We start from the raw sequence: 19659 nt of genomic DNA, 5'->3' as shown, positions 1-19659 counted from the left end.
TGGATTTAGTTGAGTTTCATTTCAACTAATAAAAAATATTTGTTGAGGTAACCAAGAGCAAACTTCTTAATTTGAAAACCTTAGCTAGTATACTTTTCCGGCAGTCTAGAGATAACAGAATAAAAAGGAGGAGTACTACGTATGAAATTGCCAGAAGAAGTTAACATTGTTGAGATTGGGCCACGGGATGGTTTGCAGAATGAACCTATGTTTCTGGATACCGATAAAAAAATCAGGCTCATTAATCAACTGGTAGAAAGTGGATTTAAAGAGATAGAAGCTACTTCCTTTGTACATCCTAAATGGATCCCTAATTTAGCTGATGCAGAGAAGGTAATGGCAGGCATAAGGGATCTTCCTGCCACATTTTTTGCTTTAGTTCCAAATGAGAGAGGATACGAAAGGGCGATTCAGAGTGGTGTTGATGGGATTTCTTTCGTGCTTTCTGCAACAGATTCCCATAGCAAAAAAAATTTGAACACCACCACAAAAGAATCCCTTAAACAATTGGCTCCTTTAGTGGAGCAGGCTAAAAAAGACCGTTTAAAATTCCGAGCTTCCGTGTCCACAGTATTTGGTTGTCCGTTCGAAGGAAATCCTGGGCTGGAAAAAATTGAGAGCTTGGTTAGTGAATTGTATCAAATCGGATTTAAGCGAATTGTGCTATGTGATACAATTGGTATTGCTAATCCGAAACAAGTCTATAACTGGATGAAAAAATTAATAAATGACTTCCCAAATATAGAATTTGAGTTACATTTTCATGACACGTACGGTCGAGGTCTCGCCAATGTTTTGGCGGGTATTCAAGCCGGGGTAAAATCTTTTGACAGCAGTATTGGTGGACTGGGTGGGTGTCCCTATGCACCGGGGGCGACCGGAAATATATCAACAGAAGATGTAGTAAGCTTGTTGATTGAAATGAATATCAAAACGGGTATCAACATGAAAAAACTTCTGGAAACGTCCAATCTACTGCAAAATTTTTTGGATAAGGAACTGGATAGCCACATTTGGAAAGTGAGTCGAGCTCGGAAACGGAATGGAGGTTAGTCAATTGACCCTGAAAAATACGGGAAAACGGGAAAGTTTATATGAACACGTATATAAGACTCTTAAGGAGCAGATTTTAAAGGGTGTTTTCCCGCATGGGGAGAAGTTAAATACTTCAAAAATAGCCAAAATGTTAAATGTGAGTAGAACGCCTGTTCGAGAAGCGCTACGAACTTTGGAAATGGAAGGGCTGGTTGTCTCCCGTTTACCTCATGGACTGGAAGTGACCGATTTTAACGAAGAGTCACTGGACGCTCTGTTTCAATGTAATTCCGTCTTGGAAGGTTTAGCAGCAAGGTTAGCCGCTGAGAGAATCGATGAAGAGACTCTTTTAGAACTGGAAGAATGTCTTTATCTGGCTGGAAAATATCATGAGGAAGATCAAATCAGTAAAGTCTTTGAAAAAAACACCCAATTTCATGACACGATTGTAAAGTCCAGCGAAAATCCCATTTTAATTCAATTAATCTCACAAATTAGATCGCTGGTGCTTGCCTATCGTTCATTCGAAAGTTCCCACAAATTTCGGCCTACCTTTTTGGAAGAACACGGGAATATTTTCAAGGCTATAAAGGATAGGGATCCAGAGCTAGCTGAAAAACTGATGAGAAAACATATATTGGACGATGCGAAAGCCATAAAGTTTTATAAGCAATCTTTTTAAATTCAAGACCATGATATTAAACAGCAGCCTATAGGTAATTGCAGTATGACATAAAATAAGTGAAACTTATGAAGCTGAAAACAGATGGGGGCGGTGATGATTGCAGGAAACTTCTCAATAGGTGTTCCATTTGAGGGATTTCCTTGCAAATCCAGGATATCCTTGGAGATGATTGGATTAAACTAGCAGTATGACACTTCTCTTCGCTACTCAAGATACCTTGCACAATATAAAGTTAAGATTCCATAACGCACTGGGAGAATAAGTTAAAAAAATGAGTAATACATGTAAAATCAATAGATTCAACACAATGTTGTTTGTCATCCTGGATACATTTCCTCAATGAGGGCACAAATTCCATATATTAAGGAAGCCTGACCTCCATCTTTTAAATAGAGTGAACGAACATGAGTGTTTTTAAAGCAACTTATGTGCGGTATTTCCAGCGTAAAAAAAGAGCATATCAAATTTGGTCTTACTGGGGTGTTTAATCAAATAATAGCTATTCAAAAGAATATGTGCTAATTACTTGAAGGAGGAAGGCTAGATGGATTTGCCCCCGAATCATAAACAATCCATCAGGAAGTCCCCAGTTAGAAACAAGATCTCTAGGGTTATTTCAGATATTAACATACAGAATGCCTCGAGCGGATTGATTTCTGCTACTCTAATCGTAACTGGTCCAGCTATAGTTCTTTTAGAGGCCGCAGCCAACGGAAACTTTACGGATCAACAAGCTATCAATTGGATGTTTGCAGTTTACTTTTTTGGCGGATTGTACGGTATTCTCATGTCCCTTTGGCATCGCAAGCCAATTGTAGGTGGCCATTCGTTAATGGGTGTTGCTTTTTTGTCTACGATTACTGCTTATATACCTTATTCCCAATTAATCGGAGGATATTTTCTATCAGGCCTCTTTATTTTTTTGATTGGCATATCGGGTATTTTCAATAGGATAATGAAATGGGTTCCGAGGGAAGTCATTTCCGCAATGCTGGCAGGTTTAGTTGCCGGTTATGTGGTTAGGCTTGTCCTTTCATTGCAGGAATTGCCAATAGTCGGAGGTATTTCGCTATTCAGCTATTTTGCTCTCATGAAATACTCAAAACGCATACCGCCAGCATTGGGAGCCGTGGTTGTGGCTATCTTCACCACCTTGATTACGCAAAAATTGGATCTAGCTGAAACATATTTGTCGTCTTTTCTTCCGACGATTCAGAAACCTGAATTTTCTCTGACTGCACTGCTAAGCGTAGCTATTCCTTTGTCATTGTTGATATTAAGTAATGATGTAGCGCCAGGAATCGGTGCTTTAAAGAGCGCGGGTTATCATCCTCCTGTTCGTAGGCTTGTTGCGACTAGTGGGGTTTTTTCGATGGTGACCAGTTTCCTTGGAGGACAATGCGCCAATGTTGCCGGCATGGCGTCTGCCATTTGCTCAGGATCAGATGCTGGGCCAAAGTCAAGTCGCTACATGGCAGCCGTAATGTCAGGGGGCGTAACGTTGGTCTTCGGGACCCTAGCTTGGAAAGTGGTTCCATTTATTCAATCTTTGCCCCAAGCGCTGATTTCCATGTTGGCCGGGTTTGCCCTCATCAGTGTACTCCTATCAAATTTGAAAGAGGCATTTTCTGGAGACCAATATAATATAGGTTCGTTGACGGCATTTGTAGTAGCTTTGTCGAATATCTCTTTCTTGCAAATCAGTGCACCCGTATGGGCAATTCTGTGTGGGGCAGCCGTTACTGGAATTATGAAAAAATAAGTTCTGACAACATGATGGAACCCAAAGTATATTTATCAGGAAAATTCCAGAATCATAAATGGGAAAGGTTACTAGAATTATTTATTTACCTCCGAAAAAAGTCACTTACCTCTACACAAAGTGAAGAGGGAGATGGATTATTGTTAGAAATAAAGTTGAATTGTGTTGGGGTGATTCGATACAGAACTTAGTGTAGACCGAGTGTATGTAACAGAATATTAGGTTCACCTGTTGTAAACATGGAGGATTGATAATAATGAAGATTATAGTTGCTCCTGATTCCTTTAAAGGTTCTCTCTCCGCATCACAAGTATGTTGGGCTATCAAAAAAGGGATATATCGAGTTATTAAGGATGCACAAGTTATTGAATTGCCTATGGCTGATGGCGGTGAGGGTACAATGGAAAATTTAGTTTGTTCCACAAAAGGTCAGAAAATAAGCGTGAAAGTGAAAGATCCACTCGGACGTATTATAGATGCAGAATATGGAGTTCTTGGAGATCGAGAGACAGTAGTGATTGAAACGGCTCAAGCTTCGGGTTTAACACTGTTGAAAGACCACGAGAGAAACCCACTATATACTTCAAGTTATGGAACTGGACAATTAATTAAACATGCTTTGAATAAAGGTTATCGTAAATTTATCATTGGTTTGGGTGGAAGTGCAACAAATGACGGTGGTATGGGAATGCTCAAAGCATTAGGGATTAAGTTTTATGATGAATCAGGACAGCTCCTTAATGAAGGTGGTGGATACTTAACTAATTTGGCCTATTACGATGATTCTACCTTCGATCCTCGAATCAAAGAATCATCATTTATTATTGCTAGTGATGTAACAAATCCTTTATGTGGACCACAGGGCGCTTCGATGGTTTATGGTCCTCAAAAGGGCGCAACATCCGAAATGATTAAAATTTTAGATAAAGGATTGAGTAATCTAGCTAAAGTAATTTATCAGCAAAAAGGAATTGATGTTCGAAATATTCCAGGGGCTGGAGCAGCTGGCGGTATGGGAGCTACTTTTATTGCTTTCTTTAATGCTACTTTAAGATCAGGAATTGATATTGTAATGGAAAAAATTCAATTTAGTCAAAAATTACAGGAAGGAGATCTAGTTATTACCGGGGAAGGCAAGTTAGATCAGCAAACTTTATCAGGAAAAGTAATAGTAGGTGTATCTAGATTAGCAAAAAAGTTACAAATTCCTGTAATTGCATTGTGTGGCACAGTAAAGTTAGATGGCGAAATATTAGATGAGCTTGGAATAACAGCTGCTTTTTCAATTGTTGATGGACCATGTACCTTATTAGACGCACAGCAGTACGCAAGTGATTTAATCGTTGCCAGAACGGAGCAAATAATGCGATTAATCAGTAGATATTTTTATAAATAATTATTACATAAAATTACAAGGAGTGAAAGTATGAAACCAAAGGTATTCGTTACTCGTAAACTTCCTATAGAAATTATTGAGAAGATTAAAGAGGTTTGTGATGTATCAATGTGGGAAGAGGAGGAAATTCCTGTTCCTCGTAATGTGTTAGAATCACAGATTCAGGAGGTTGATGGGTTATTTTGTTTATTGACTGAAACAATTGATAAATCGTTATTGGATAAAGCAAAGAACTTGAAAATCATATCTAATATGGCTGTAGGGTATAATAACATAGATGTAGAAGCTGCTACTCAAAGAAAAATAATGGTTACGAATACTCCTGGTGTACTGACTGAAACTACTGCAGATCTCACTTTTGCATTACTGTTGGCTACTGCAAGGCGTTTAATTGAAGCGTCAGAATATCTTCGCCAAGGAAAGTGGAAAACATGGTCACCAATGCAATTGATAGGACAAGATGTGTTTGGAGCTACGCTTGGTATCATAGGAATGGGGAGAATTGGCGAAGCTGTGGCTAGACGTGCTAAAGGTTTTGATATGAAAGTACTCTATTACAATAGGAATCGAAAGCCTAAGGCTGAACAATCTTTAGGTGTTGAATATGCCGATTTACCCGAGTTATTGCAGACATCCGATTTTGTATGTATTTTAACTCCTTATACTCCAGAAACGCGCAACCTCATTGGTGAAAAGGAGTTAAAATTGATGAAAAAGACAGCGGTATTGATTAATACAGCTAGGGGTGGCATCGTGGATGAAGAAGCATTATTTCAAGCATTAAAAAAAGGAGAGATATGGGGAGCAGGTTTGGATGTATTTGAAAAAGAGCCAGTTCCTGTTGACCATCCGCTATTAACATTGCCTAATGTGGTTGCTCTTCCTCATATAGGAAGTGCAAGCAAAAAAACAAGATTGAGAATGGCAAATATAGCTGCTGAAAACCTTATACAAGGATTACAAGGGAAAACCCCCAATAATTTAGTCAATCCTGGTATTTATTGATTGAAAGTTGCCCTCGTCAACTTGCAAGACATTCAATGTAGGAAAAACGTCGTAGAGGCGGAATGAATAAGATTAATACCTGTTATGTCAGTATTTTTTAAATGATAAATATCTGATATATCTATGTGAATGCCTATGTCCTAGACACATAGGCATTTTTTGGTATAATAGGATCAAACACATGTTCCTATATACCTAGACGAGGAGGTTGCTAAATGGTCCATTTGTACTATAAAACCGAATTTGAAAAGAAAATAGAAAAATTACTGATGACAAATGGCATTTTAAATCCTTCTGACCTAACGATTGAACATTTGGCCTATGTTTTTAACATCCAAGTTGTTTATATGCCCAATGCAACCGAAAATGCTATCTGGGATGGATGATGTATAAAATTTTGTGTAAAGCATTTTGCTAGAACAAAAGAAAAAAGGTAGGGTATTCTCTGATTGGACCAAAAATCTTAGAGAAAGGAGAACCCTACCTATGTCTAAAAGTATACCGAATGTCGACTGGGCAAATCAACTGGAAAGTGTCATTCGTCAGTTTGTGAAGGAAAAATTAGAGCTGCTGTTACATTTAAACGGAATTCTGCGGCCAACAAATGGAGCGATTCGTTTTAAAGGAAAAGAAGTGGCGTATGATCGAAAATCGCTGCTTTCGCTGCGCAAGCAGGTGGGAATCGTTTTTCAAGACCCGGATTCTCAATTGTTTTCTGCCAGTGTCATCCAAGATATTTCTTTTGGTCCGCAAAACTTGGGTTTATCAAAGGAAGAAGTCTTACGTAAAGTAGAGTGGGCCATGGAACAGACAGAGACGACAAGATTGAAAGATAAACCTACCCATTTTTTAAGTCTAGGGCAAAAAAAGCGTGTCGCTTTAGCAGGGGTCCTTGCGATGGATCCTGACATCATGATTCTTGATGAGCCGACAGCCGGTCTCGATTCTTATTACTCGAAACAAATCATGAAAGTATTAGATCACATACAAAAACAGGGAAAAACTATTATTTTATCCACCCATGATGTGAATCTTGCTTTCGAGTGGGCTGATGAGCTTATCGTCATGAATGACGGGGAAATCCTTTGTTATGGAGATCCGGCCACAGTATTCGAACAGGATAAATTAATAAGAAAAGCCCATTTAGAGAAACCGTGGGTTATGGAAACCTTCCAAACTCTTGTACAAGCGAAAATTTTTCCTTCAAATGAATCGATGCCGAAAAGCAAAGAAGAATTGTTTGAAAAGATTAAAGATGCAAGCAGCAATTTCAAAATCTCTCCTTCTTATATGCAAATTCCTATTTTGAATTAGGTAACAGACAGGACCACTCCTGCATTTTCTTTGTAAAATATTCGGTCTTCAGGTTTAATGTAACAGAACGGGAAGGAAATCAGTTTAAAAAAATTTAAAGCGTAATTTACTTATCGGGAGAAGCCTAAAGCTTTCTTGCTAAATTGATTAGAAATAATAAGGCGAGCACAAATACATCAGTTAAAGGTTTATAGAAATTCCGTATACATTTGAACTGGCAATCAACCCTTTGCTGTTCTCGCAGCATAAAAAGGAAAGAAACCGATACACAAATTTATCTCTTGTTAATCCGCCATTTTCAAACATTTTTAGTTAATTGAAAACGCCAGTTTATTCATCATGAAGAATACTCAATGTTTTCAATAAATAGGGAAATATACAATTTAAAACAGATGATGTGGCTTGTACGATTCTTAGTTTTGCACTTTTTGTTATTTTGGAAAATGAAAAAAATTGACTTTGTCCTCGGGGGGCAGAAAGAATATAAAACTCCTCAAACAGCAGGAAGCTAAATGGAAGCGACCTTTCACACTTACCATATGAAGCTGTTTATTTACTTTAAAAAGTTAAGGAAAACCGGGCGTTCAATTTTCACGCCCGGTTTTCCTTAATGCCCTCCATGCCCGTGTCCGTCTACCTGAGCAATTTCAAGCTTGTCATCTAGAATTCCTTGTGTTTGAAAGGAAATTTGTTTTTGATCTCCGATGATAAAACCATGATTGTAAGGACCTGTTGTCGGGTCATCTTGAAAGGTTGGCTTGATGCTTGCCAAGAAATCATATGTTTCTTGTTGAAGCTGTCCTTTGTTTAACCAAATCATCGGTGCATGTTTGCCGAGATGTGAAAACGGCGCGGCAGCTAAAGCAAGCTCTGGTGAATCTGTTGAAATAAAAGAAACACCATGGCCCGGTTCCGTTATACCCCATCCGAATTGAGTGTCTTTATCTTTAAATTTGGCAAATTCAATCGAAGTGGTTACAGGGTCATTTCCAGCTATTCGATGAACAGTCCCGTATTCTTTCAATTGATTTTCTACATCTTTAGAAATAACCTTCTCTGGTCCTAAAATATAAATGTTTGCTTTCTTGTTCCGTTTCTTAAGCGCATCTTTCGTTTCTTTAGGAAGCTCGTGTTCAGCAGCAAACAGTATAGGCTCAGGCATATGGGAAATCCAATTAACGGCTGGTATGGAATATAGTTTATGTTGATCCTCTGAAGAAACGATGATCACGCTTTCTGGATAGCCTTCGGATACTTCTGCATAAGCTTGATCGACATTTCTTGCGAATTCTGCGGGATTTTTTCCTTTGATCTGTTCTATTTTATAACCTGACAACTGGTTGATGACATTGTTTGAAACATCTCCTAACACAACAATTTGAGTGCCGTTCCGGTTCCCAGTCGGATTTAACCGTTTGATTTCACTCAACACTTTATCGGGAATGTTATCTTGATGAATCAGTAAGATCGGGCCGTTATTTGGATGATGGATTAAGTCAGCTCCGGCTAATGTTGTTTGCCATTGACCAACAGGCGACAGAATAACGGCTCCGGGTTGATTTTCTTTATGTGTGGCAGGCCAAATGGTTTGGGATACGTAAATGGATGCACGAATTGGATCGGCAACAGGAATTCTCGTTATATTTTTCGTGTTTTGAACAATTAAGCTTTCTTCAGCATTAGGATTAAATTGTGCGGGCGCTTTGGAAAAGTCTTGATTTTTTGTGCTCTGACTGTCTTTTCCGTTATGTTTGGCATGATCATTCATATTTTTGTGGTCCATTTTTTCATGATTCATGCCTTCTGTATGTTCTCCTGTATGGCCGTTGCTGCTTCCGTTGGAACATGATGCAGAAAAGAGCATGAAAGCTGTTAAAACGGTAAGAAAAATCAGCAGCTTACTATTTTTTTTCATTCTAATTCCTCCTCCTAACATTTTCTTTGCATCTGTTTTAACAAAAAAATGTGCAAAAATGATGGAGACGGTCCATTTTTGATCCTGTAAATTTTTTTATGCGAAAATTATTTACTCGCCAAAAGGTGTGCCCGCATTTGGCATCCGCTCGCTGTTTTAAAGTTCGGACGGGGGAGAACAGATAAGCGTTGGATGAAAATGATATAATGAAAAAATGAGAACAGAACGTTCGGTTAAAGGCGGCGAAGAGCTTTCCTTTTTGAAGAGGAAGCTAGTTGGCTGATAAGGAAGGGACAAAAAGTGAAAAAAATTTCGTTTAAATTAGGACTGCTATTTTTCGTGTTTGTTTTGGGAGTCGAAATCATTTTATTTGTCTCATTGTACATAACTTTGGTCAATTCAAGAATTGAGGAGGAGTTTGAGCATCTATTGGCGAGAGGAAATAACCATCGCGATGTGCTGGAAAAAAACTTTGACCATTCCACGCTGGAGCATGTGACGATGATGGAATCGGAAGCGGTGACGGATGTAGTGATTACAAATGAGAAAGGCGATATATTGTATTATTCCGATGACATATTGCCTTTTGCCAAAAAAATTGTAAATACAATGGACAGAACGATTCCGCATGACGGAATAATCGTGCAAAGAAATTGGCAAAAAGAGTCGCATATAGCGACAGTAAGCCCGATACGTATTGACGGCAAGATCAAAGGGTATGTCTATATGTTTCAAAATACCGATGCTATTCAAAAAATGATCTATAAGTTAAAGCATCATTTCGTTTTGGTTGGATTTCTTTCGGTATTTTTAACCATTTTGACGATCGCTTTTTTATCAAAAGTGATAACAAATCCCCTTATTCGTATGAAACAGGCAACTGAAAAATTGAGCAAAGGCGATTTTTCTGTTCGCTTGCAAGTGAAAGGGGAGGACGAATTGGCGGAGCTGGGGGAAGCGATTCAAACATTGGCGAGAGATTTGGAATATTTAAAAAAAGAAAGAAAAGAATTTCTTGCCAGCATTTCTCATGAGCTCCGAACCCCTCTTACATATGTAAAAGGGTATGCAGATATCGCAAGAAGGCCGAATCTAAAAGAAGAGGAGAGGAACCGCTATTTGTCCATTATTTATGAAGAAGCGGAGAATATGCAAAAGCTTGTAAAGGAACTGTTTGAATTAGCAAAGATGGATCAACATTCATTTCAAATCCATAAGGAACCGGCCAACTTGTGTGATTTCTTAAAGAAATTACATGACAAAATGCTACCTGCGTTTCATGAGAAAAACATGTCACTTATCTATAAATGTGAAAAAAACATTACCGTCCAAATTGACCAAAAGCGATTTGAGCAGGTGATGATCAATTTGTTGGACAATGCTTTAAAATATTCCGATAAAGGCTCAGTTGTATCGATTGAAGCAAGAGCGGAGAAAAACAGCATAGTGATCATTGTTTCAGACAATGGAATCGGAATTCCAGAGGAAGATTTGCATCATATTTTTGAACGATTTTACCGAGTGGATAAATCAAGATCAAGAACAAGCGGCGGTACTGGTCTCGGATTGGCCATTGTTAAGGAGATCGTCGAAGCGCACGGAGGAACGGTTTACGCCGCCAGTGAATACGGAAAAGGAACAAACGTTGTTATCACGCTGCCGGAGGTATAAGGATGTACACGATTTTGCTCGTTGATGATGAAAGAAAAATGTTGGACTTGCTGGAGCTTTATCTTTCCCCTCAAGGATATCATTGCGTCAAGTGCGAATCAGGACTATCAGCCATCCGATATTTAGAAAACAACAAAGCTGAACTTGTCCTGCTCGATATTATGATGGCGGAAATGGATGGCTGGGAAACCTGCCGGAAAATAAGAGAATTTTCAAACGTTCCTATTATAATGGTAACAGCAAGAGACCAAACATTCGACATTGTTAAAGGCCTCAAACTCGGTGCGGACGACTATATAACAAAACCGTTTGACGAAGCTGAACTGCTTGCTCGCATCGAAGCGGTGCTGCGTCGTTCCGCAGGAAAGCGTTCAATTATTGATGTTCAAGGATTGGTGTGGGATCAAGAAGAACATAAAGTCCATTTTCAAAACGAAGACATATTATTAACGCCGAAAGAATTCGATATTTTAGGGCTGCTTTTAAAGCACCCGAACAGAGCGTTCAGCAGGGAAGAAATCATTGTGTCCTTATGGGGATACGATGCTGAAACTGAGGAGCGAACCATCGACTCTCATATAAAAAATATTCGCGAAAAACTGAGACAAGCCGGTTTTCCAATCGATCAATTTCTTCACACTGTTTGGGGAGTAGGGTATAAATGGGGGAAATAGCTATATTAGCAGATTAGGTTTTTAATGTCTGCTGAGCGGGATTGTATGCATCTTTTATATTGTTGAAAGGAAGATGAGAGCCAGCTTATGTCCGGCTCTTTTTTTGTTTTTGGAACCAATTTACAGTTCATCTGTCATTTGCTTTCCGGCCTTTAGCAAGAATAATTTTGTGCGAACTATAAAAAACTACACTAAAATAAATAAATTGTAAAAGGGGGAACGATATGGAGCGCTTTGAGGAATTGAACAAAAGTTATATTAATGGTGAATGGGTCGAGGGATTAAGTAAGAGAACATATGAAAATTTGAATCCTTATGATGGAACTGTCATTCAAACGATTCGGCTAGCGACCACACAGCAACTTGAACAAGCTTTTTTAAACGCAAAAGATGCTCAAAAAGAATGGGGAAAAACGTCTTCTTGTGAGCGAGAAGAAGTGCTGCGGAAAGCCGCGGAATTTTTCAAAAAAAATCGCGACGAAATCATAAAGGTGATCTCCCGTGAAACAGGCGGAAGCTTCATAAAGGCTAACGTTGAACTTGACTTGACGGTAGGGCTTGTGGAAGAAGCTGTGAAAATGGCCAAGAAATTAGATGAAGTGAGGGAAATTGAAGCCGATATAAAGGGGAAAGTGAATCGTGTTTATCGTCTTCCTTTAGGAGTTATAACATCCATCTCGCCTTTTAATTTTCCGATGAATTTATCCATTCGGACAATTGCTCCTGCTATTGCACTTGGAAACAGTGTCGTTCATAAACCTGATATTCAAACAGCCTTGACAGGAGGATCAATCATTGCGAGGGCATTTGAATATGCAGGACTGCCAAAAGGTGTTTTTCAATGTATTTTAACGGATATTGATGAAATTGGTGATGACATGCTCACTTCTCCGCATTCACAGCTTATTAGCTTTACTGGTTCAACGCCAGTTGGCAAGCATATCGGAAAAATTGCCGGCAGCATGCTGAAAAGGGTTGCCCTTGAACTAGGCGGAAATAACCCGTTCATTGTTCTGGCAGATGCTAATGTAGACCGTGCTGTTGATGCAGCTATTTTTGGAAAGTTTATACATCAAGGTCAAATTTGTATGATTGTAAACAGAATTATTGTCCATAAAAATAAATATGATGAATTTGTACAAAAATTTGTGGAAAAAGCCAAATCGTTGCCTTACGGAGACCCGTCTGACCCGAAAACAATTATTGGACCGCTTATAAACGAAACACAAATTGAAAAAGCTTTAAATATTATAGATGAAGCAAAAAAAGAAGGAGCGAAAATTGCATTGGAAGGGCAGCGAATCGGAAATATTTTAACTCCGACTGTATTTGTGGATGTTGATAACAACAGTAAACTGGCCCAAACTGAGTTATTTTCACCAATTGCTACGATCATGAAAGCGGAATCAGACGATCATGCCATTGAAATGGCGAATAATACAGAATATGGTTTAAGCTCTGCGATTTTTACAGAGGATTTAAGTGAAGGTGAACAACTAGGACTTCAAATTGAAAGCGGAATGACTCATATCAATGATCAAACAGTCAACGACAGCCCGACAATTCCGTTTGGCGGAACAAAGTCGAGCGGAATGGGTAGATTCGGAAATCCTTGGGTGGTAGAAGAATTTACGATGACAAAATGGATTTCGATTCAAAAAGAATATCGAAAATATCCTTTTTAACAACATCCCGACCTGCCAAACAATAAGGGATTTTTGAACGAACAGTTAATGGTTAACTGAAAATGAATTTGTGTATCATTTTTGCTTGGCAAATAATCATGACGTTTCCAAACTCTTTCCCGCGATTTTTGGGAAAGTTTTTTATGTTGTGCACTTTTAAAAATCTAGAAATGAGCAGGATGATCTTTTCTAATCTCGTGATATGAGCATAGATAGTTTTACTGTCACTATTTCTGCATCTTTTTAATATTCAATCCGGCTTCAAAAAACGATGAAGCGTGTGTCTCGTTATCTTAGGCAGCGATGGATTACGACTCAAGAAGCTTTCCAGCTTGTCGTTAAATATTTTCATTTATACTCTATTGGATAATAACGGGTGAATACTAGCTGCTTATTATCCGATTTCACTTTCAATCCGGCTTTAGCGTATTGTTCCAATTATTTTAATTATCATTGTTTAGGTTATCCTGAAAAGGAACCGCCCGCAAAAGAAATGGTTCGGAAGGAATCTATTATTCATTATGAACGGTTTCAAACGTAATTACGTTTGCGGAAATTTTGAAAAACCTTTTTCCAAGCAACATATGTAAGGAAAAAGGTTATACGAGTGTCATAGCATTTTATGGAATTTTTTGAAAATCGAGCTTTTCCATAAACTCGACAAACGCTTTCACAAATTTCAGTTGGATTGATTCCTTGTGATAAAACATCCAAGTTTTTCTTAAAATGGGCTTCCCATTTTTCGATTTCAGATCGATTTTATAAATATCGTCGGCATCATCTAAAATCAAGCTTGGCAAAATAGCGTAACCTAATCCGTTCAACACCATTTTTTTGCACGTATCTGCTTTATCGACTTCGATGCTGATCAATGGTGGTTGGGAGTAATTCTCAAACCACCAATTGTCCACTGCCGTTTTTAGCAAGGGATCCGTCCGGTAATCAATTCTCGGCAAATTTGGAAGCTCCCGGAGATCTATTTTGTCTTTAGAAGCAATACAAATGGATTCCTCAAATAGTAATCGTTTTTGATCGTTCCAGCTGTAAGCTCCTTTTACGAAAGCGACATGGACTTCGTGGCTGTGGATCAAATGGGCTATCTCGCTGCTCGAGCCTGTCAGGACCTTAAATTCAATGTCGGGATACTCGTTTTTAAAAAGCTTTAAAAGACCGGGAAGTTTATAATCTGTAAAGTAATTGGAAACCCCTAATCTTAATGTGCCGGTTACTCGGTTCTCCATGTTCACAACATTTTCTTTTATTTTTTGTATTTTCAGCAGCATTTGATTCGCACATTTCGCTAAATATTCTCCTTGCGGGGTAAATTCAACTCCCCGCCTTCCTCGATGAACAATCTGTACACCGAATTCCTTTTCAATTTGCTGAAGCCGGTTTGTTAAAGCTGGTTGAGAAATATATAAATTTTTTGCAGCTTTTGTAATGTTTTTTTCGTTGTAGAGAACTTTCAAAATAAGCCAGTCTCGATCATCCATCGTCATCACCTCTCTTTTTCCATCAATAATTTTTATAATCATGCATAGATTATTGATATTTTATTTATATCTAAAAAAAGTATACAATATGTTTGTAGCAAGTTCGAATGCCGCAAGATATTTTGTTTAGAAAGAAGGATTGAAATGATACGAACGAAAGGTTTCTTGCGCAATGTTTCGTTTATTTTATTCAGCAGTATTGGAGGATTGCTTTTATCTCTAACAGGCCTTTCCATCGGCTGGATGCTCGGAACATTGGTGATGGCAGGGGCTTTTTCATTTTGGAGCCATACCAATTCAACATCGTCCGATGACAAGTATGTTTTGCCCCGATTTTGGATGAATGCTGGGCAATTTATTTTGGCGATTGAATTAGGGCAAAAAATCAATTTGACAGTTATAGATATTTTTAGAGATCATTGGATGTCCATCATGACAATGCTTCTCTTGTCCATTGTTTTCTCGCTGCTGTCTGGACTCGTTTTGTGGAAGTTCAGTCATACAGATTTATTGACTAGTTTGTTCGGAACGGTGCCCGGGGGCTTGTCTGTTATACCAGGCATAGCAGAAGAAGTCGGGGGCAACATTGGTGTCGTCAGCATTATACAAACGATGCGGGTATTTTTAGTAGTGCTTGTGATCCCGTTTCTTGTTTCTTCATTTGCGGTCCATTCTGAGAAGCTTGAAGTTTCGAACAACCAATCAGCGTTCATTTTTCCTAGCTTGGAAATGGACGAAATGATTTGGACGGCAGTATTGGCACTAGGGGCATTGGCAGGGTATTACATTGGAAAGCGGCTGAAGTTCCCTGCACCTTGGCTCGTTGGCGGAATGCTTGGTGCTGCTAGTATTCAAGCAGCCGGCTCATCATTTGCAGGCCACAACTTGACTCCATGGTGGCCGAACATTTTGATCATAGCGGCGCAAGTTTTCATCGCTGCAAGCATCGGCTCGAAATTTCATAAAAAGATGTTTACAGGGCTAGGGAAAACAATGGCGGTTGCTTTATTCAGCACGATTGGTTTAATTCTTTCCTTGTTTATTTGCGCTTTTATTGTTTCAAAGCTGACTGGAATAACCTTTGTCACAGCAGTTCTTGCATTTGCGCCGGGCGGTATTACGGAGATGGCTACAACAGCCGCTGTACTTCATGAAGATTCAACATTTGTTGTGGTCGTTCAAGTACTGCGCATTGTGTTAGTATGCATCGCAGTACCTCCATTGATCAAACTGCTCCATCAAAGAAGATTGCGCAATAGAGCACATTCGCATGCAGCAAGAAATATTTGATTGACATTAGGAACTTAAGACATGAAGCTTTTCAAGACTGACAGCTTCAAGTAAAATGGTAAGCGATGAATCTAATAGAAAGAGTGGTTGAGATGAAATATTTTGTCGTATTATTGCCGATGAAAGATGAAGAAAAAAGCAAAGCGTTTCGGAATGATCACTTGAATTATTTAGAGCAGAAAGGAAAAGAAGGAAAAATATTTGCAAAAGGCAGATTTACCGACGGCACAGGCGGTATGGTGATTTATCGCGCCGGCTCTTTTGAAGAGGCCGAAAAGCTTGCGAAAGAAGATCCATATGTTGTGACTGGCGCTAGAGGGTATGAGATTCACGAATGGGAAATGGTCAGCGACGCAGTGCTCCCAAATTAAGATTTTGATAGGAAAGCCGTTGTAGAATGATAGAACATTTGAATCGGTGCTGTCCGTTAGTCTCTAAAATAAAGCCCTTAGAGAAAAAGAGCTGTTTTTCTCTAAGGGCTTTTGTATGTTTACGATTTTTCTCAAAAAAACAGTTCGCAGATGCCGGCTGCTTTCAATATGCTGTGGGCTGAAGGCACAATTCTGATAACATTTATATGCAAAAAACAATCATCAGAATTTTCTTGACTTATTTGTTATTATTATCGATAATGATAATAATAACATAAATAAAGGAGAAATTAACATGATTGAACAATTTATCAGCTTTCAAAGCTGCGGATATGAGTTAAAAGGAACGTTATCCGTGTTACAGAACAGCCAAAAAAAGCCGGCTATTCTCATTCTTTCCGGTTCTGGTCCGTTGAATCGCGACGGCAATGATGCAAAAGGAAAATTCCAGTTGAATATATATAAGCAATTGGCATCATTTCTTACTTCTTTAGGATTTATCGTGTTGCGATATGATAAAAGGGGAGTTGGTGAAAGCGGCGGCGATTATTTATCTGCAGGAATGTGGGATTTCGTCCGGGATGCAGCTAGCGCTGTACAATTTTTAAAACAACATCCGCTTGTTGATGAAAATCGGATCATTGCCTTGGGGCACAGTGAAGGAACAACATTGGCAGTTGCTTTAAACACCTTGGAGAAAATGGATGGGCTCATTCTTCTCTCAGGGGCAGGGGAGCGGCTGGAAGAAGCTTTAACGAGACAGAGAAAGCTTGTGTATGAAGCTTTAAACAATGTAACAGGTTTAAAAGGAAAAATGATCCGCATGTTTAACATCGAGCAAAAAAACGAAAAAAAGGCGAATGCCCTTTTTGAAAAAATCATGCAATCTGATCAAGATGTGATCAAAGTTGGTTTTCAAAAAATAAATGCTAAATGGTTTCGCGAGCATTTGCAATACGATGTGCTCGAAGATTTAAAAAAAATAGAATGCCCTGTTTTGGCCATTACCGGTGACAAGGACGTTCAAGCTGATCCGGAAAAGCTCAACCGCCTCCCCGCTATAGTGAAAGGGGAGTTGGAATATTATATGATTCAAAATATGGATCATTTATTGAAAAAACAAGAAGATGAGATTAATATGTTGAAAATGAAAAAAAATTATATCAAAAATGCGGATCAACCGCTTCACGAAGAGCTTTTCGACCATTTGAAAAATTGGTTGAACAAACGGTACAATGAGGTGTTTTCATGATTGAATCAAAAGCTGCTTTAATCTTGCATCCGGTACGGATTCGGATCATTCAAACATTGATCGGAAAACGCTTGACTGTGCAGGAAATAATGGAGTTTCTGCCGGAAGTTCCGCAAGCATCCTTGTACAGACATTTAAAAAAACTTGAAGAAGCAAAGCTGATTGAAATCGTTGAGAAAAGAAAGATAAGGGGAACAATAGAAAAAGTTTATGCCTTGCCGGATGAAACGATTGGGCTCGAAGACAGCGATTTGCAGCATATAAGCAGAGATGAACATTTGAACATATTTATGAGATTTATCGCCAATATTTTAGCGGATTATGAGAGATATTTACGACAAGAACAAATCGATCTCCTAAAAGATGGGGTGGGATTTCGGCAGGTTCGCTTTTATGCAAGCGACGAAGAGTTTTTTCAATTTGCTGAAACTGTCAACCGAGCGATGAAAAAGCTAATGGGAAACCAGCCTGCTCATAACCGAAAAAAAAGAATTTTTACATCTATCATCATGCCGGAAGCAGAAGAAAAATTAAAATAGTGCAGTTTTTTTTATCCGCTTTGATTGGAAATGAAAAGCTAATCAATATGGATCAAAACAGGAGGATTATGTTCTGAACGAGCTATAACTAGAAAAATTGGGGAAGCGATCTGATTGTTGCTTCGGAATTGTCATGGGGCTGTCCAGAAAGTCAAAATCCACTGAAAACGAAACATCATAAGCATTGATATATCAACGTATCAACGTTTCTAAAACATTAAAGAGGCGTCTATAAGCTGGAAAATCGACTTATTAGACTGCCCCATAAAGTTTCAAAATTAATGCATGTGGAGGAATTTATGTGGCGAGCTGGAAGAAAGTTCGGCTTGGTGAGATTGTTCAAATAAATCCTGAATCATTAACGAAACAATTTCCCTTTCAAATGATCGATTACATCGATATTTCGTCTGTTGGAACAGGCGAACTGAGGGAGACATCGCAATATTTGATTCATGAAGCGCCCAGCAGAGCAAAAAGGCTGGTTCGAGCAGGCGATACGATTCTTTCGACCGTCCGTCCGAATCGAAGATCCTTTTTGTTTTTAAAAAATCCGAAAGAAAATCAAGTTGTATCGACCGGTTTTGCGGTTCTTCGGCCTACGGAGCATATTCATCCGAGGTATGTGTATTACCTTATTTCCAATCAATCTTTTACAGATTATTTAGTTTCTCAGGAACAGGGAGCTGCGTATCCGGCTGTCAGCATGGATTCTATTAAAAATGCGCTCGTATTGCTGCCGGACATGCGGACGCAAGAGAAGATTGCGGACATATTAGGAACAATTGATGATAAAATTGAACTGAATATCAAGATAAATAAAACGATCGATGAAACGATCATGACACTTTACAAATACTGGTTCATAGAGTTTGGGCCTTTTAAAGATAGAGGGTTCGAAATTTCTGAATTGGGAATGATTCCGAAAGGATGGAAGGCAGGAACATTAGGTGAAGTTATAGAATTACAAAATGGATATGCTTTTAAAAGCAAGGAATGGAAATGTGAAGGCATACCTGTAATAAAAATAAAAAATATTGTCCCGCCTTTCATCAACAAAGAAGATGCAGCATATGTAGATCCATCTTTATTCCATCGATTAGATCGTTTCAAAATTACACAAGGAGATCTGCTCATTGGGCTAACAGGCGCTGAAATCGGGAAATGCGGCATTTACTATTTTGAAGAACCCGCATTATTAAATCAACGTGTCGGCAAATTTTATTCTAGCGTGCACGAAATGAACACATTGCCATTTGTCTATGCCATAACTAGATTGCCGGATTTCCGCCAAAAAATTTTAGATCGGTCTACTGGATCTGCACAGCCGAATGTCAGCGCGGATGAGATAAAAAAAATGAAAATTGTGCTTCCGCCGGATGATATTTTAAAAAAATTTATACGTTTCACCAGCAATTATTATGCGATGATGATACAAAATGCCAATGAAAACGACCGGCTCAAAAAATTGCAAAACGCTTTGCTGCCCCGGCTTTTATCAGGGGAGATGGATGTATTAGATGCTGAAAAGCATGTTGCTAACATGCTGTAAAATGATAAATAAGTTCCAAAAGA

The 19659-nt window shown here is 38.7% G+C and carries 17 protein-coding genes; 15 read left to right on the top strand and 2 right to left on the bottom strand.

All coding sequences use genetic code 11. The features are described 5' to 3' along the window. Nucleotides 1–141 precede the first annotated feature (141 nt). The 7 genes from NSR00_RS04640 to NSR00_RS04610 all read left to right on the top strand — a co-directional run bounded on the left by NSR00_RS04640 (nucleotide 142) and on the right by NSR00_RS04610 (nucleotide 7197). A complete protein-coding gene (locus tag NSR00_RS04640) occupies nucleotides 142–1053 on the top strand; it encodes a hydroxymethylglutaryl-CoA lyase (RefSeq protein WP_340787300.1) in 912 nt (303 codons plus the stop codon). Continuing rightward, complete coding sequence (locus tag NSR00_RS04635) at nucleotides 1043–1717, top strand: GntR family transcriptional regulator (RefSeq protein WP_340787298.1); 675 nt, start codon at nucleotides 1043–1045, stop codon at nucleotides 1715–1717. The genes NSR00_RS04640 and NSR00_RS04635 overlap by 11 nt, the downstream gene beginning before the upstream one ends. 547 nt (nucleotides 1718–2264) lie before the next feature. Then, on the top strand, nucleotides 2265–3482 hold the full coding sequence (locus tag NSR00_RS04630; RefSeq protein ID WP_340787296.1) for a benzoate/H(+) symporter BenE family transporter: 1218 nt from the start codon (nucleotides 2265–2267) through the stop codon (nucleotides 3480–3482). Nucleotides 3483–3738: 256 nt separating this feature from the next. Next, nucleotides 3739–4878 carry a glycerate kinase gene (locus NSR00_RS04625; RefSeq protein ID WP_340787294.1) on the top strand — a complete coding sequence of 380 codons (1140 nt, stop codon included), beginning with the start codon at nucleotides 3739–3741 and terminating at the stop codon, nucleotides 4876–4878. A gap of 30 nt (nucleotides 4879–4908) precedes the next feature. Then, entirely contained in the window at nucleotides 4909–5883 is a 975-nt protein-coding gene (locus tag NSR00_RS04620; RefSeq protein WP_340787292.1) for a 2-hydroxyacid dehydrogenase, read from the top strand. 215 nt (nucleotides 5884–6098) lie between these two features. After that, nucleotides 6099–6269 (top strand): hypothetical protein, encoded by a 171-nt coding sequence (locus NSR00_RS04615; RefSeq protein WP_340787289.1) that lies wholly within the window; start codon nucleotides 6099–6101, stop codon nucleotides 6267–6269. Nucleotides 6270–6369: 100 nt separating this feature from the next. Then, a complete protein-coding gene (locus NSR00_RS04610) occupies nucleotides 6370–7197 on the top strand; it encodes an energy-coupling factor ABC transporter ATP-binding protein (RefSeq protein WP_340787287.1) in 828 nt (275 codons plus the stop codon). A gap of 607 nt (nucleotides 7198–7804) precedes the next feature. Here the strand turns inward: NSR00_RS04610 and NSR00_RS04605 are convergent. Beyond that, nucleotides 7805–9112: a cell wall-binding repeat-containing protein gene (locus tag NSR00_RS04605; protein WP_340787285.1), complete on the bottom strand. Its 1308-nt coding sequence runs from the start codon at nucleotides 9110–9112 to the stop codon at nucleotides 7805–7807. Nucleotides 9113–9412: 300 nt separating this feature from the next. Here NSR00_RS04605 and NSR00_RS04600 point away from each other — a divergent pair, with 300 nt between their 5' ends. From NSR00_RS04600 to NSR00_RS04590, 3 genes are all read left to right on the top strand, one after another. Continuing rightward, the gene (locus NSR00_RS04600; RefSeq protein ID WP_327856336.1) at nucleotides 9413–10783 is read left to right on the top strand and encodes a sensor histidine kinase; all 1371 of its coding nucleotides are present in this window, start codon (nucleotides 9413–9415) and stop codon (nucleotides 10781–10783) included. Between the two features lie 2 nt (nucleotides 10784–10785). Beyond that, nucleotides 10786–11457: a response regulator transcription factor gene (locus NSR00_RS04595; protein WP_066251597.1), complete on the top strand. Its 672-nt coding sequence runs from the start codon at nucleotides 10786–10788 to the stop codon at nucleotides 11455–11457. 224 nt (nucleotides 11458–11681) lie between these two features. Then, a complete protein-coding gene (locus NSR00_RS04590; RefSeq protein WP_340787281.1) occupies nucleotides 11682–13142 on the top strand; it encodes an aldehyde dehydrogenase family protein in 1461 nt (486 codons plus the stop codon). Nucleotides 13143–13762: 620 nt separating this feature from the next. Here NSR00_RS04590 and NSR00_RS04585 read toward each other — a convergent pair. Next, nucleotides 13763–14635, bottom strand: coding sequence for a LysR family transcriptional regulator (locus NSR00_RS04585; protein WP_063387795.1), 873 nt, complete (start codon nucleotides 14633–14635; stop codon nucleotides 13763–13765). 144 nt (nucleotides 14636–14779) lie between these two features. Between NSR00_RS04585 and NSR00_RS04580 the strand changes: the two genes are divergently transcribed. The 5 genes from NSR00_RS04580 (at nucleotide 14780) to NSR00_RS04560 (ending at nucleotide 19636) form a co-directional block, all read left to right on the top strand. Next, on the top strand, nucleotides 14780–15925 hold the full coding sequence (locus NSR00_RS04580; protein ID WP_066251609.1) for an AbrB family transcriptional regulator: 1146 nt from the start codon (nucleotides 14780–14782) through the stop codon (nucleotides 15923–15925). A gap of 92 nt (nucleotides 15926–16017) precedes the next feature. Beyond that, the gene (locus NSR00_RS04575) at nucleotides 16018–16296 is read left to right on the top strand and encodes a YciI family protein (protein WP_066251612.1); all 279 of its coding nucleotides are present in this window, start codon (nucleotides 16018–16020) and stop codon (nucleotides 16294–16296) included. Between the two features lie 295 nt (nucleotides 16297–16591). Continuing rightward, nucleotides 16592–17548, top strand: coding sequence for an alpha/beta hydrolase (locus NSR00_RS04570; RefSeq protein ID WP_340787278.1), 957 nt, complete (start codon nucleotides 16592–16594; stop codon nucleotides 17546–17548). Continuing rightward, the gene (locus NSR00_RS04565) at nucleotides 17545–18087 is read left to right on the top strand and encodes a helix-turn-helix domain-containing protein (protein ID WP_063387800.1); all 543 of its coding nucleotides are present in this window, start codon (nucleotides 17545–17547) and stop codon (nucleotides 18085–18087) included. Before NSR00_RS04570 ends, NSR00_RS04565 begins: the two co-directional genes overlap by 4 nt. Nucleotides 18088–18388: 301 nt before the next feature. Next, the gene (locus NSR00_RS04560; RefSeq protein WP_340787274.1) at nucleotides 18389–19636 is read left to right on the top strand and encodes a restriction endonuclease subunit S; all 1248 of its coding nucleotides are present in this window, start codon (nucleotides 18389–18391) and stop codon (nucleotides 19634–19636) included. Nucleotides 19637–19659: the final 23 nt, after the last annotated feature.

The sequence above is a fragment of the Aeribacillus sp. FSL K6-8394 genome (assembly GCF_038008865.1).
GTDB classification, from domain to species: Bacteria; Bacillota; Bacilli; order Bacillales; family Aeribacillaceae; genus Aeribacillus; species Aeribacillus composti.
Note: the sequence above shows the minus strand (reverse complement) of the source record. Positions and strands in the feature narration are given on the sequence as shown.

What these genes read in the sequence shown, in the direction of transcription:
- NSR00_RS04640 (WP_340787300.1), top strand. Translation starts at nt 142, where the DNA reads ATGAAATTGCCAGAAGAAGTTAACATTGTTGAGATTGGGCCACGGGAT.
- NSR00_RS04635 (WP_340787298.1), top strand. Translation starts at nt 1,043, where the DNA reads ATGGAGGTTAGTCAATTGACCCTGAAAAATACGGGAAAACGGGAAAGT.
- NSR00_RS04630 (WP_340787296.1), top strand. Translation starts at nt 2,265, where the DNA reads ATGGATTTGCCCCCGAATCATAAACAATCCATCAGGAAGTCCCCAGTT.
- NSR00_RS04625 (WP_340787294.1), top strand. Translation starts at nt 3,739, where the DNA reads ATGAAGATTATAGTTGCTCCTGATTCCTTTAAAGGTTCTCTCTCCGCA.
- NSR00_RS04620 (WP_340787292.1), top strand. Translation starts at nt 4,909, where the DNA reads ATGAAACCAAAGGTATTCGTTACTCGTAAACTTCCTATAGAAATTATT.
- NSR00_RS04615 (WP_340787289.1), top strand. Translation starts at nt 6,099, where the DNA reads ATGGTCCATTTGTACTATAAAACCGAATTTGAAAAGAAAATAGAAAAA.
- NSR00_RS04610 (WP_340787287.1), top strand. Translation starts at nt 6,370, where the DNA reads ATGTCTAAAAGTATACCGAATGTCGACTGGGCAAATCAACTGGAAAGT.
- NSR00_RS04605 (WP_340787285.1), bottom strand. Translation starts at nt 9,112, where the DNA reads ATGAAAAAAAATAGTAAGCTGCTGATTTTTCTTACCGTTTTAACAGCT.
- NSR00_RS04595 (WP_066251597.1), top strand. Translation starts at nt 10,786, where the DNA reads ATGTACACGATTTTGCTCGTTGATGATGAAAGAAAAATGTTGGACTTG.
- NSR00_RS04590 (WP_340787281.1), top strand. Translation starts at nt 11,682, where the DNA reads ATGGAGCGCTTTGAGGAATTGAACAAAAGTTATATTAATGGTGAATGG.
- NSR00_RS04585 (WP_063387795.1), bottom strand. Translation starts at nt 14,635, where the DNA reads ATGGATGATCGAGACTGGCTTATTTTGAAAGTTCTCTACAACGAAAAA.
- NSR00_RS04580 (WP_066251609.1), top strand. Translation starts at nt 14,780, where the DNA reads ATGATACGAACGAAAGGTTTCTTGCGCAATGTTTCGTTTATTTTATTC.
- NSR00_RS04575 (WP_066251612.1), top strand. Translation starts at nt 16,018, where the DNA reads ATGAAATATTTTGTCGTATTATTGCCGATGAAAGATGAAGAAAAAAGC.
- NSR00_RS04570 (WP_340787278.1), top strand. Translation starts at nt 16,592, where the DNA reads ATGATTGAACAATTTATCAGCTTTCAAAGCTGCGGATATGAGTTAAAA.
- NSR00_RS04565 (WP_063387800.1), top strand. Translation starts at nt 17,545, where the DNA reads ATGATTGAATCAAAAGCTGCTTTAATCTTGCATCCGGTACGGATTCGG.